The sequence below is a fragment of the Xenorhabdus cabanillasii genome, from assembly GCF_003386665.1.
Classification (GTDB): Bacteria; Pseudomonadota; Gammaproteobacteria; order Enterobacterales; family Enterobacteriaceae; genus Xenorhabdus; species Xenorhabdus cabanillasii.
The window spans coordinates 972,854-986,519 of the sequence record NZ_QTUB01000001.1 but is presented as its reverse complement, the minus strand read 5'-3'; the positions used below and the strand labels follow the sequence as shown (position 1 = coordinate 986,519).

The window sequence follows — 13,666 nt, the reverse complement described above, 5'->3', positions numbered from 1 at the left end:
AAAAAATGTTTAAACTAAAATAAATATCATAAATAAAAAGTTTGCTTGGATTCACATATTCAACTCAAATATTGGATATGATTTATTCCATATAGTATAGGAAAGCTTTAACATAAATATATTTTATTAACCATAAATAAAATCAATAAGTTCTAACAATTAGTTCAATTTCCCAAAAAACAGAGAAACCACCGCAATAAACTACTCAGAAAATCACGACCAGTTTATTCCGGTGCTCTTTCTCTTATCATTAAAGCATCAATTAATTAATATATTAATATGCATCTATCTCTATTGTTCTTCATTTTCATCTATATCGTCCTGAGAACGATTGCCAATAGAAATAAATTCATCCAATAACCCTAAAAGTTGAGCTAATTTTTCTGGAGAGAAAGCAGCTTCAATTGCCTCATAACCCTCATCAACTTTTCCTTTTGCTTCTTCATACAGTTCCTGACCCGCCGGAGTCAGCGAAACGTATAATTTTCGTTGATCATTCATAGGCTTTAAACGAAAGATCAGACCATCACGCTCCATGCGAGTCAGAATACCCGTCAAGCTAGGACGTAAGATACAGGTAATATTAGCCAAATCATGAAAATCAATCGAACGACTACTCGCAAGTACGCGAATAATGCGCCATTGCTGCTCAGTTAGATTATAACTCTTCAATATCGGACGGAAAAAACTCATCGCGGTTTCCCGAGCTTGAAGCAATGCTATTGTCAAGGATTCATACATAATTAAAGGTGACTCTTAAAGTTAACCACGGGTAATTCTCTATAAGTTGAACGCGCACGCTACCGATTATAGACAACATTAACGGTAAAAAGACTAACATGCTCATAATTATCCACAAAGGGAAAAGAATTCAATATTAACAAATAAATAAAATTATTTTGCCATATAAAGTTAACAAAAAGTTAAATGAAATACCAAATGACCTTGATAGATAATATAACGGCTTGATCTTTATGTGTTAAAAATAATCACAGGCAGAATGTTGTTACAGAGATCACAATTAAAATTAACAATTAGCTTAACATATTGAACGTTATCAGAACTTAGTTTATTAATATATTAATAATTGTTCTTGCGATACATCTCTACATCGCTCAGCTTTCAAGGAGTTGTTAATGAAAGGCACCATTTTTGCCGTCGCTCTCAACCACAATAGTCAGCTTGATTTTTGGCGCAAGGCATTTCATGAAGCACCTTATAACACACTGCCTCAAACTCCAATTTGGTTTATCAAACCTCGCAACACTGTTATCGCTTCCGGTGATATCGTTCCCCATCCTATTGGAGAAACTGTACAAAGTGGCGCAACGCTGGCGCTGTTTATCGGTACAGACAAGGCAGGCAAACCCGCCCGCAAAGTTTCCGTTAAAGACGCAGAGCAATACATTGCCGGTTATGCATTGGCAAATGAAGTCAGCTTGCCAGAAACGTCATTTTATCGCCCCGCCATAAAAGCTAAATGCCGGGATGGCTTTTGCCCAATCGGCCAGATGATCAGTACAAGAAACGTCGATTCACTTGAGATCACAACCGAAATCAACGGTCAGGAAGTTGACCGTTGGTCAACAAAAGATCTGGTACGCTCACCGTCAGAACTTTTGTCCGCATTAAGTGATTTTGCCACCTTGAAAGAAGGTGATGTCATTCTGCTGGGAACACCACATCAGCGTGTTACCTTCCATCCCAATGATACCGTTACTATCAACGCTGATGGCTTCCCGACTTTACAAAACACAGTTGTATTGGCTGGAGGTCAAGCATGAGACACGCCAGAATTCATTACCAAGGCCAGGATCTTCATGTCACTGTTGATGAACAGGAAAATGTGTTGCTCCCCGATGGTAGCAAAGTCAGCGAACTTGATGTTTTGTGGCTTCCCCCTGCCAATGGCACACTATTCGCATTGGGTCTGAATTACGCCGATCACGCAACCGAACTGGAATTTAAACCGCCAGAAGAACCTCTGGTATTTATTAAGGCAGCCAATAGTTTCACAGGCCATCGTCAGGTTTCTGTCCGCCCTGACAATGTGGAATATATGCATTATGAGGCAGAATTAGTTGTCGTGATTGGTAAATCTGCCCATCAGGTTTCCAGAGCAGATGCGATGGATTACGTTGCAGGTTATACCCTGTGTAACGATTACGCTATCCGGGATTATCTGGAAAATTATTATCGCCCTAATCTGCGCGTAAAAAGCCGCGATACATTAACTCCAATCGGCCCGTGGATTGTTGATAAAAATGAAATCGCCGATCCTCATAACCTAACCTTGAGCACCTGGGTCAATGGTGAACTACGCCAGCGTGGTACAACCGCAGATTTGATCTTCGATATTCCCTTTCTGATCGCCTACTTAAGTGACTTTATGACGTTACAGCCGGGGGACATGATTGCTACAGGCACCCCTAAAGGGCTATCCGATGTCGTTCCCGGAGACGAAGTTATTGTGGAAATCGAAGGCATCGGACGCTTGGTAAATCATATTGTCAGCCAGCAAGAATATGAGGAAAGTTTATCATGACCATCGTTAACCACTGGATCAACGGCAAGAACGTTAGCAGCAAAACTTATTTTGAAACGACAAATCCGGCAACCGGAGATGTGTTGGCAGAAGTTGCTTCAGGAGGAAAAGAAGAGATTGATCAGGCTGTTGCCGCCGCCAAAGAAGCCTTTCCCAAATGGGCAAATACTCCAATGAAAGAACGTGCACGCCTGATGCGCCGTTTAGGTGAGTTAATCGACCAGAATGTTCCTGATATTGCTGCAATGGAAACCAAGGATACTGGTCTGCCAATCCACCAGACACAAAATGTACTTATTCCACGCGCTTCCCACAATTTCGATTTCTTTGCTGAAACTTGTCAGCAGATGAACGGGCGAACTTATCCCGTTGATGACAAGATGCTCAATTATACACTGCTCCAACCTGTGGGTGTTTGTGCACTGATTTCCCCGTGGAATGTGCCTTTTATGACCGCTACATGGAAAGTCGCTCCTTGTCTGGCGCTGGGAAACACCGCAGTTTTGAAAATGTCCGAACTTTCGCCACTAACAGCCGACCGATTAGGCGAACTGGCTCTGGAAGCGGGTATTCCAGCAGGGGTGCTGAATGTGGTGCAGGGCTACGGCAATACGGCAGGGGACGCTCTGGTAAAACATCATGATGTTCGTGCCGTCTCTTTTACTGGCGGAACAGCGACTGGCCGCCTGATTATGCAAAATGCAGGGCTGAAAAAATATTCAATGGAGCTGGGCGGAAAATCTCCGGTACTGATCTTTGAAGATGCCGATATTGAACGTGCATTAGATGCCGCTCTATTCACGATTTTTTCGCTTAATGGTGAACGTTGTACGGCAGGTTCCCGTATTTTTATTCAGGAAAGTATCTATCCTGAATTTGTGAAGCGCTTTGCTGAACGCGCCAATCGGCTGCGTATCGGTGATCCGCAGGATCTGAATACACAAGTCGGCAGCCTGATTAGTCAACAACATTGGGAAAAGGTTTCCGGTTATATCCGCCTTGGCATTGAAGAAGGAGCAACCCTGCTGGCAGGAGGCCCGGATAAACCCACCGATCTGCCTGATCACCTGAAAGATGGTCATTTCCTGCGTCCGACTGTACTGGCAGATGTAGATAACCGGATGCGTATAGCGCAAGAAGAGATCTTCGGCCCTGTTGCTTGTCTGCTGCCATTCAAGAGCGAAGAAGACGGGCTGCGCATGGCCAATGACGTGGAATACGGTTTGGCATCTTATATCTGGACACAGGATGTGAGCAAAGTCCTGCGATTGGCCCATGGTATTGAAGCTGGCATGGTATTTGTCAATTCTCAGAACGTACGCGATCTGCGTCAGCCATTTGGTGGCGTGAAAGCTTCAGGTGTAGGGCGCGAAGGTGGCGAGTACAGTTTTGAAGTATTTGCCGAAGTGAAAAACGTTTGTATTTCAATGGGAAATCATTCGATTCCTCGCTGGGGGCTTTGATTCAGAATTGAAAGCTTTAACCCGGACTGAGGTTTTTGATACGGGAAAAGTGTAATCAATTCCAGCGTTAACCACGTTTCACCATCCTGATATTAAGTGAGGATTTATGGGCAAGTTAGCGTTAGCAGCAAAAATTACACATGTACCTTCTATGTACCTGTCCGAATTGCCGGGCAAACATCACGGTTGCAGACAGAGTGCAATTGACGGGCATAAAGAGATCAGCCGACGTTGCCGAGAGTTGGGTGTTGATACCATCATTGTGTTCGATACCCATTGGCTGGTAAACAGTGCCTATCATATTAATTGCGCAGAGCATTTCTCCGGTATTTACACCAGTAACGAATTGCCGCACTTTATTCGCGATATGAGTTACGAGTATGACGGCAATCCCGAACTGGGACGAATTATTGCAGAAGAAGCCCGTAAGATGGGCGTTCGCGCGCAATCACATGAAATCCCAAGCCTGCAACTGGAATATGGCACATTGGTTCCAATGCGCTATATGAATAGTGACCGTCATTTCAGAGTGATTTCGATTTCTGCCTTTTGCACCGTTCATGCTTTTGAAGACAGCCGTAAATTAGGTGCGGCTATCTTACGAGCGATTGAAAAATATGATGGTACAATCGCAGTTCTGGCAAGTGGCTCGCTGTCTCACAGTTTCATCGATGATCAACGTGCTGAAGAAGGAATGAACAGTTATACCCGTGAGTTTGATGAACAAATGGATCGCCGGGTCGTGGAACTTTGGAAGGAAGGCAAGTTCAGGGAATTCTGCAAAATGCTGCCTGAATATGCCCACTACTGCCGTGGTGAAGGCAATATGCACGATACCGTAATGTTACTTGGGTTACTTGGTTGGGATAAATACGACGGTAAGGTCGAGTTTCTTACCGAATTATTTGCCAGCTCAGGGACAGGACAAGTGAATGCCGTTTTTCCTTTACCAAATTCTGTTCATCAGGCAACTACCGTCTGACAGGAGCTAACCATGCCACATTTTTACGCTGAATGTACCGAAAACATTCGCAAAGAAGCCAACTTACCGGAACTATTTTCCAAAGTAAATCAATCTCTTGCAGATTCAGGCATTTTCCCTCTGGGTGGTATCCGCAGCCGGGCAATTTGGCTGGATACATGGCAGATGGCGGATGGCAAACAAGACTATGCCTTTGTTCACATGACACTAAAAATCGGTGCGGGACGCAGCCTTGAAGATCGCCAGAAAGTCGGGGAGATGCTTTTTTCGCTGATTAAAACCCATTTTGCTGATTTAATGGCGCAGCGTTACCTTGGCCTCTCTTTCACAATGGAAGAACTTGATCCGATACTGAATTATAAGTCCAATAACGTTCATAAGCTGTTTAAGACAAACGATCAGGCATTATGAACAGCATAACTTAAGGTTAATTAATCCAGAAAATCCAGTTCACTTTTGTTAAATGGAGAGAGAGTCATGACAAACCATTTCGATACTTTAATACCTGATACCTTATTACTGCACCAACAGGCTTATATTAACGGGCAGTGGGTTGATGCGGATAATCAGGCAACTTTTGCGGTTACCAACCCTGCCAATGGTGACATCATCGCCAATGTCAGTGATATGGGAGCAGCAGAAACTCATCACGCTATTGAAGCGGCTCAAAACGCGCTTCCTGCATGGCGCGCTTTAACCGCTAAACAGCGTAGTCAGATACTCAGACAATGGTTCAATCTGATTATGGATAACCAGAAAACTCTGGCCGAATTGTTAAGTATGGAGCAAGGAAAAACTCATGCTGAAGCAATGGGAGAAATAGCTTATGGTGCCAGTTTTATCGAATGGTTTGCAGAAGAAGGTAAGCGGATTTATGGGGAGACTATCCCTTCCCCGATACCAGGACGTCGTCTTTCTACCATCAAACAACCTATCGGAGTTGTCGCGGCTATCACGCCGTGGAATTTCCCCAATGCCATGATCACTCGTAAAGTCGGCCCGGCACTGGCAGCAGGTTGTACTATTGTATTGAAACCTGCGGCAGAAACTCCGCTTTCTGCACTGGCACTGGCTGCACTGGCAGAGCAAGCGGGTGTTCCGGCTGGTGTTTTTAACATTGTCACGGGGATGGATGCCAAAGCCATTGGTGAAGTGCTGACTTCTAGCCCTATCGTGCGCAAACTCTCTTTCACCGGCTCAACTCGCGTAGGTAAATTACTGATGGCACAAAGTGCCGATACGGTGAAAAAACTCTCTCTTGAATTAGGTGGCAATGCACCTTTCATCGTCTTTGATGATGCCGATTTGGATGCTGCGATAGAAGGTGCCATGACTACAAAATTCCGTAATAGCGGGCAGACCTGTATCTGTGCCAACCGGATTTTAGTGCAGGAAAGTATTTATGAGGCATTTGCTGAACGTCTGACTCAGGCAGTTAAACAACTACGGGTCGGGCCGGCTAATGACAGCACCTCACAACAAGGGCCTCTGATTAATCAGGCAGCGGTAGATAAAGTACAGGCTCATGTTAATGATGCGGTTTCCCGTGGTGCACGACTCCTTACTGGTGGTGGCTCACACAAACTGGGTGGATTGTTCTTCGAACCAACCGTGCTGGCTGATGTTGACGAAACAATGCTAATCACTCATGAAGAAACATTCGGCCCTTTGGCCGCCCTATTCAAATTCCGTAATGAAGAAGAAGCTATCCGCCTTGCCAACAATACGGAATTTGGTCTGGCCGCTTACTTTTACTCCCGCGATCTTGGCAGGATCTATCGGGTGGCGGAAGCCCTGGAAAGCGGCATGGTCGGTATTAACGAAGGTTTGATTTCTAACGAAGTTGTGCCATTCGGAGGCATAAAACAGTCTGGCTTGGGACGTGAAGGTTCACGTTACGGTATAGAAGACTATCTGGAAGTGAAATACCTCTGCTTCGGAGGGTTATAAACCAAAGGAGTTCAACATACTATGCTACAACAAGAAGTCGTATCACAGGTTGCGCGCCGTTTACACCAGGCAGAAAAAGACCGTAAGCAGATCCGCCAAATCTCATTGGATTATCCGGAAATAACCATTGAGGATGCGTATGCCATTCAACGTGAATGGGTCGGTATGAAAATTGCCGAAGGTCGGGTGTTGAAGGGGCATAAAATCGGTCTGACTTCCAAAGCTATGCAGGCCAGTTCGCAAATTGATGAACCGGACTATGGCGCACTGCTGGATGATATGTTTTTTCAGGTAGGCAGTGATATTCCTTACGAACGTTTTATTGTGCCGCGTATTGAGGTTGAACTGGCATTTGTGCTGGCAAAACCGCTGCCCGGCCCAAACTGTACGTTGTTTGATGTTTACAATGCGACAGATTACGTCATTCCGACATTAGAACTGATCGATGCCCGCTGTCACAACATTGATCCCGAAACCCAGCGTCCGCGCAAAGTGCTGGATACGATTTCTGATAATGCAGCCAATGGTGGCGTCATTATGGGTGGACGTCCCATCAAACCCGATGAATTGGATTTGCGATGGGTCAGCGCCCTACTCTATCGTAATGGTATCGTCGAGGAATCAGGTGTCGCTGCGGCGGTTCTTGATCATCCTGCCAATGGAGTCGCATGGCTGGCTAATAAATTGGCTTCGCATGGTACTCAACTTGAAGCTGGTCAGATCATTCTTAGTGGCTCTTTCACCCGCCCCGTCCCTGCCCGTAAGGGAGATACATTTCATGTGGATTATGGCGTATTGGGTTCTGTCAGCTGTCACTTTGTTTAAGAATTTAAGGTGTACTTATGGATCAGCTAACAAATAGATTTAAACAAGCCCTGCAATCGGGGCAACCACAAATTGGTTTATGGCTTGGGCTTTGCAGTTCATACAGCGCCGAAATTCTGGCGAATGCAGGTTTTGATTGGTTACTGATTGATGGAGAACACGCCCCTAATGATATTCCTTCAATTCTGAGCCAGCTACAAGCAATAGCTCCTTATCCAAGCCAGCCTATTGTCCGTCCACCGTGGAACGATCCCGTCATTATCAAACAATTACTGGATATCGGTACTCAAACATTGCTGGTGCCAATGATTCAGAATGCTGAGCAAGCACGCGAAGCAGTACGGGCAACTCGCTATCCTCCTGAAGGCATTCGTGGTGTAGGCAGTGCGCTGGCAAGAGCTTCACGCTGGAATCACATTCCCAATTATCTGACTCGCGCCAATGCAGAAATGTGTGTCTTGGTTCAGGTGGAGACTCGTGAAGCTTTAAATAACTTAGCAGAGATCCTGACAGTCGATGGTGTCGATGGCGTATTTATCGGCCCGGCCGATCTCAGTGCAGATATGGGGTATCCTGGCAATCCTCAACATCCTGACGTTAAAGCAGCGGTTGAACAGACTATTACCCAAATCACAGCCGCAGGCAAAGTAGCGGGAATTCTGATGACCAATATTGAAGCTGCGGAGCATTATCTGAAGCTTGGAGTGCAGTTTATTGCTGTTGGTGTCGATACCATACTGCTGACAGAAGCAGTCAGTTCACTGGCAGCCCGCTTTGGCAAAAAACAGGGAAATGTCACACCACCTGCAAACAATATTTATTAAATTCTGGGTATTTCTGCCAGGCCAGAATTGTGTTTGCTATACCCAAATGTTTTCTATACTCAATAAATTTCAAGATGCAGGATATACCGGGCAGATGCCAATCGCAGCATCTGCCATCACAGTTGTCGTTCCTTCTATTTCTATAGAAACAGAGTGTTCATAATAAGTTAAATATCCATAATAAAGCTCGATTCATCAAAAGAACTATTTATAAGAATAACTAAATAAAAAAGGTAACAACAATGAGCAGTTCACCTGAATCCATACCAAAATCCGATAATCCGCCTTACCCACATAAACAACTTACTGCCCAACAACAAAGCGTTATCAATAAATTGTTTCGCCGCCTGATCCTATTTTTATTTGTCCTGTTTATATTCTCTTTTCTGGATCGTATTAATATCGGCTTTGCCGGTTTAACGATGGGAAAAGATCTTGGCCTTACATCTACCATGTTCGGACTGGCTGCTACACTGTTTTACGTTACTTACGTGGCTTTCGGCATTCCTGGCAATATCATGCTGAGTATTGTAGGAGCCAGACGCTGGATTGCCACAATTATGGTTCTGTGGGGTATTGCCTCTACTGCCACAATGTTTGCCACCGGCCCTACCAGTTTGTATATCCTGCGTATGCTAGTAGGTATTGCGGAAGCTGGCTTCCTGCCGGGTATTCTGGTCTATCTGACCTATTGGTTCCCGGCCTATTATCGCGCCCGAGCTAATGCCCTGTTTATGATCGCAATGCCTGTCACTATGGCATTTGGCTCACTGGCTTCCGGTTATATTCTGGAAATGGATGGAATTTGGGATCTGCGTGGCTGGCAGTGGCTATTTTTTCTGGAAGGATTTCCCTCTGTTTTACTCGGCATTGTTGTCTGGTTTTATCTGGATGATTCACCGAAAAAAGCCAACTGGCTGACAAACGAGGATAAAAAATGCCTTCAGGAGATGATAGAGAACGATAGAATTTCTCTGGCTCAGACTGAGAATTCACAGACAAAAACCAGCCTGTGGCGTGAAGTTCTTACCCCGATTGTCCTGATGTACACTTTCGCTTACTTCTGCCTGACCAATACCCTGAGCGCCATTAATATCTGGACGCCACAAATTATGCAGAGTTTCAATCAGGAAAGCAGCCATATAGTTATTGGCCTGCTAACGGCTATTCCGCAATTCTGTACCATTTTAGGCATGATTTATTGGAGTCGCCGTTCCGATCGCCTGCAAGAACGTAAAATGCACACGGTACTTCCCTATCTGTTTGCCGCCTGCGGTTGGCTCCTGACTTCACTGACAAACAACAGTCTGGTGCAGCTCTTAGGGATCATCATGGCATCAACCGGCTCCTTTACTGCCATGGCGGTATTCTGGACAACCCCCGATCAATCCATCAGCCTGCGTGCGCGTGCTATCGGGATCGCCGTGATTAATGCTACCGGAAATGTAGGTTCTGCTGTTAGTCCATTATTGATCGGATGGCTGAAAGATCAGACGGGTAGTTTTGATTCTGGACTCTACTTTGTAGCAGGGTTACTCATTATCGGAGCATTGATGGTCTTGCTGATCCCAATGAAAAAGTCAAAACCACAGGCAATATCATCGCCCCACCAACCATACTCCTAATGACAATCTCAATAAGGGAAGAAACTGATGTCAGACACTCATATGAGCAAAACCACCATTACTAATATTGATATCAGCAAGGATTATGATGAAACACAGGGATCAGATGATGTGCACTATCAGACTTTTGGTCGCATGGCCGCCTTTTTTGGTCGTGATATGCAGGCGCACCGCCATGACGGTTTTTTTCAGCTTCACTATCTGGTAACAGGCCGGATAGAATTACAATTAGATGATCTTCGCTATTCCGTACAGGCTCCGCTATTTATCCTGACTCCTCCTTCCGTTCCTCACGCATTCTTCACACAAGAAGATACTGACGGTTATGTTCTGACAGTACGCCAGGAGTTGATTACACCACTGCTCAATTCTCTCTACCCTAGCCATCGGGAGTTTATCGATATTCCTGCGATTTGCCTTTCCATCGCGGATAAACCTGATGAATTAGAGGCATTCAACCACTATTGGGCACTGATCGGGCGTGAGTCTGCCAACCAATTTGCCGGTCGTGAGCAATCATTGGCTTTTTTGGCACAATCACTGTTTACCTTCCTGTTACGCAGCATCCCTCTTGATGATCACCATTCCGGTGGCGTCAGAGGAGAATTAAAACTATTTCAGCGTTTTAACCAATTGATTGATCAACATTACCGTCAACATCTTACTGTACCGGAATACGCCGAAAAACTGGGCGTCACTGAGTCACGTCTGAAAGATATGTGTCGTCGGTTTGCCAACCGGCCACCAAAAAGATTAATCTTTGACCGACAATTACGGGAAGCTAAACGGTTATTGCTGTTCAGTGACAGCCCTGTATTTGAAGTAGCATATCAACTCGGTTTTAAAGATCCGGCTTATTTTGCCCGGTTTTTTAATCGCTTGGTGGGATGTTCTCCGAGCGTTTGGCGAGAAAAGGATATACAGCCCCCTTAATAATTGTCCCATCCGCAGTACTTATGCAACAGTACTTATGCAACAGAGTATCACGTCGGCAACTGTGCAAAAAATTATTATCAAAACATAAAGTCGATCACATTTACGCAACAAACTATCCAGTTTCACCGAAAAGTACCCGCAGATCTCCTGAAAGTCTCTTCAAGTCTTTCCTCTCAACCGATTCAATCAACCCTATAAATGAACATAAATTTAACACTTAACCTCCCATTAGAATAACAAATCAAAATGGGCGGTTTCGAATGATGAGGTAGCCATGAGACCAGAAGATTTGCGAGCCGACCATAAACGCCCATTAACCAGCAAAGAGTACTTGAATTCCCTTCAGGATGGACGGGAAATTTATATCTACGGCGAACGAGTTAAGGATGTCACTACACATCCCGCTTTTCGCAATGCGGCAATCTCTATCGGTCAGCTGTATGATGCTCTGCATGCCCCAGAGACCCATGATGTACTGTGTTGGGATACGGATACTGGCAATGGCGGCTATACCCATAAGTTCTTCCGTTTCGCGACCAGCCCCGATGATATCCGCCAACAACGCGATGCTATTGCTGAATGGTCACGCCAGAATTATGGCTGGATGGGTCGTACTCCTGACTATAAAGCGGCATTTTGCTGTGCGTTAGGTGCTTATCCTGAATTTTACGGACAGTTCGCTGATAACGCCCGTACATGGTATAAACGCATTCAGGAAAACGCGCTCTATTTCAACCATGCGATAGTTAATCCCCCGATTGATCGTCACAAACCTGCTGATCAGGTTAAAGATGTTTTTATCCAAATAGAAAAAGAGACCGATGCAGGTATTATTGTCAGTGGTGCCAAAGTAGTCGCAACTAACTCAGCATTGACTCACTATAATTTTATTGGTTTTGGTTCAGCACAAGTCATCGGCGATAACCCTGATTTTGCCTTGATGTTCGTCGCTCCGATGGATTCTGAAGGCGTTAAATTAATTTCCCGTGCTTCCTATGAATTAGTGGCAGGAGCCACAGGTTCACCTTTCGATTATCCCCTTTCCAGCCGGTTTGATGAAAATGACGCCATTCTTATAATGGATAAAGTGTTAATTCCATGGGAAAACGTGTTAATTTATCGTGACTTTGATCGTGCCCGTAATTGGGCTGGCCAGAGTGGATTTGCCTATCTGTTTCCAATACAGGCCTGTGTACGTCTGGCGGTAAAACTGGACTTTATCACCGGATTACTGCAAAAGAGTCTCGAATGTACTGGAGTGGTGGATTTTCGTGGTGTTCAGGCAGATCTCGGTGAAGTCGTGGCATGGCGCAATCTGTTCTGGTCTCTGACCGATGCAATGTGGGCAGAAGCCAAGCCGTGGAAAGGTAGTGCCTACCTGCCGGATACACAGGCAATACAAACTTACCGCGTTATGGCACCGATGGCTTATACAAAAATTAAGAACATCATTGAAAGTAATGTCACTAGCGGGTTAATTTATTTGCCATCCAGCGTGCGGGATATGAACAATCCTGAAATCAATAAGTACCTGGAAAAATATGTACGTGGCTCCAATGGTATCGATCATGTGGAACGAATTAAGATTCTGAAATTAATGTGGGATGCCATCGGTAGTGAATTCGGTGGACGTCATGAATTGTACGAAATCAATTATGCCGGCAGTCAGGATGAAATTCGCCTGCAATGTCTGCGCCATGCGTATGGTTCCGGCAATATGAAGAAAATGACGGAGTTGGTGGATCGCTGTCTCTCTGACTATGATGTGAATGGCTGGACAAAACCCCATTTACACAATAACCACGATATTAATCTATTAGATAAGCTGCTGAAATAAATCAGTAGCAGGAGGCTTATTATGTCTTTAAAAAATGAACATCGCTTGCGTTTCAGGGATGCGATGGCAAGCCTTTCCGCTGCGGTGAATATCATCACTACAGATGGCCCGGCAGGGCGCTGCGGTATGACAGCAACAGCAGTCTGCTCTGTGACAGATACGCCTCCGACTCTAATGGTGTGCATTAATCGCAACAGCACCATGAATCCGGTATTTCAGGGAAACGGCCGGCTGTGTGTCAATATCCTGAATCATGAGCAAGAATTAATGGCCCGCCATTTCGCTGGTATGACCGAAGCCAGTATGGAAGAGCGCTTTAGGTGGGATATCTGGCAAACAGGGATACTCGAGCAACCCATGTTGAAAGGAACACTCGCCAATCTGGAAGGGAGTATTGAACAAGTACAGGAAATTGGTACTCATAATGTTTATCTGGTGGGAATAAAACAGATTATTGTTCGTGAAGAGGGACATGGATTAATTTATTTTAAGCGTAGTTTTCATCAGGTTATGAATAAGACTTTGGCTACCGCTGTTTAAGAATATCAGCTTATACACCCGTCATATTTCAGGTTGTAGCTTTAGTGGCTACAACTTGAAATCCATTAGTCTATAGCTGTTCAGCTTGAATTTAATTTTGGAATAATATCCCGCCAGTTAATCCTCCACCACATTGATT

General features: G+C 44.9%; 13 protein-coding genes. 12 read left to right on the top strand and 1 reads right to left on the bottom strand.

All coding sequences use genetic code 11. The features are described from left to right. Nucleotides 1-291: 291 nt before the first annotated feature. Nucleotides 292-741 (bottom strand): homoprotocatechuate degradation operon regulator HpaR, encoded by a 450-nt coding sequence (gene hpaR / locus BDD26_RS04895; protein ID WP_038261992.1) that lies wholly within the window; start codon nt 739-741, stop codon nt 292-294. A 395-nt stretch (nt 742-1,136) separates the two neighbouring features. Between hpaR and BDD26_RS04890 the strand changes: the two genes are divergently transcribed. From BDD26_RS04890 to hpaC, 12 genes are all read left to right on the top strand, one after another. After that, nucleotides 1,137-1,784 (top strand): fumarylacetoacetate hydrolase family protein, encoded by a 648-nt coding sequence (locus tag BDD26_RS04890; protein ID WP_115825690.1) that lies wholly within the window; start codon nt 1,137-1,139, stop codon nt 1,782-1,784. Further along, complete coding sequence (locus tag BDD26_RS04885; RefSeq protein ID WP_115825689.1) at nt 1,781-2,545, top strand: fumarylacetoacetate hydrolase family protein; 765 nt, start codon at nt 1,781-1,783, stop codon at nt 2,543-2,545. The genes BDD26_RS04890 and BDD26_RS04885 overlap by 4 nt, the downstream gene beginning before the upstream one ends. Beyond that, nucleotides 2,542-4,008, top strand: a complete 1,467-nt coding sequence (hpaE, locus tag BDD26_RS04880) for a 5-carboxymethyl-2-hydroxymuconate semialdehyde dehydrogenase (RefSeq protein WP_038261983.1) — start codon at nt 2,542-2,544, stop codon at nt 4,006-4,008. The genes BDD26_RS04885 and hpaE overlap by 4 nt, the downstream gene beginning before the upstream one ends. Before the next feature lie 106 nt (nt 4,009-4,114). Then, on the top strand, nt 4,115-4,990 hold the full coding sequence (gene hpaD / locus BDD26_RS04875; protein WP_115825688.1) for a 3,4-dihydroxyphenylacetate 2,3-dioxygenase: 876 nt from the start codon (nt 4,115-4,117) through the stop codon (nt 4,988-4,990). A 12-nt stretch (nt 4,991-5,002) separates the two neighbouring features. Beyond that, nucleotides 5,003-5,401 (top strand): 5-carboxymethyl-2-hydroxymuconate Delta-isomerase, encoded by a 399-nt coding sequence (locus tag BDD26_RS04870; RefSeq protein WP_038261978.1) that lies wholly within the window; start codon nt 5,003-5,005, stop codon nt 5,399-5,401. Nucleotides 5,402-5,467: 66 nt separating this feature from the next. Next, nucleotides 5,468-6,940 carry an NAD-dependent succinate-semialdehyde dehydrogenase gene (locus BDD26_RS04865; RefSeq protein WP_115825687.1) on the top strand — a complete coding sequence of 491 codons (1,473 nt, stop codon included), beginning with the start codon at nt 5,468-5,470 and terminating at the stop codon, nt 6,938-6,940. A gap of 21 nt (nt 6,941-6,961) precedes the next feature. Then, on the top strand, nt 6,962-7,765 hold the full coding sequence (gene hpaH / locus BDD26_RS04860; RefSeq protein ID WP_115825686.1) for a 2-oxo-hept-4-ene-1,7-dioate hydratase: 804 nt from the start codon (nt 6,962-6,964) through the stop codon (nt 7,763-7,765). Nucleotides 7,766-7,782: 17 nt separating this feature from the next. Further along, on the top strand, nt 7,783-8,589 hold the full coding sequence (gene hpaI / locus BDD26_RS04855; RefSeq protein WP_115825685.1) for a 4-hydroxy-2-oxoheptanedioate aldolase: 807 nt from the start codon (nt 7,783-7,785) through the stop codon (nt 8,587-8,589). A 242-nt stretch (nt 8,590-8,831) separates the two neighbouring features. Next, nucleotides 8,832-10,214: a 4-hydroxyphenylacetate permease gene (gene hpaX / locus BDD26_RS04850; RefSeq protein WP_115825684.1), complete on the top strand. Its 1,383-nt coding sequence runs from the start codon at nt 8,832-8,834 to the stop codon at nt 10,212-10,214. A 42-nt stretch (nt 10,215-10,256) separates the two neighbouring features. Then, on the top strand, nt 10,257-11,147 hold the full coding sequence (hpaA, locus tag BDD26_RS04845) for a 4-hydroxyphenylacetate catabolism regulatory protein HpaA (RefSeq protein ID WP_370700170.1): 891 nt from the start codon (nt 10,257-10,259) through the stop codon (nt 11,145-11,147). A gap of 277 nt (nt 11,148-11,424) precedes the next feature. Next, nucleotides 11,425-12,987: a 4-hydroxyphenylacetate 3-monooxygenase, oxygenase component gene (gene hpaB, locus BDD26_RS04840; RefSeq protein ID WP_038261961.1), complete on the top strand. Its 1,563-nt coding sequence runs from the start codon at nt 11,425-11,427 to the stop codon at nt 12,985-12,987. Nucleotides 12,988-13,008: 21 nt separating this feature from the next. Next, nucleotides 13,009-13,527 carry a 4-hydroxyphenylacetate 3-monooxygenase, reductase component gene (hpaC, locus tag BDD26_RS04835; RefSeq protein ID WP_038261958.1) on the top strand — a complete coding sequence of 173 codons (519 nt, stop codon included), beginning with the start codon at nt 13,009-13,011 and terminating at the stop codon, nt 13,525-13,527. Nucleotides 13,528-13,666: the final 139 nt, after the last annotated feature.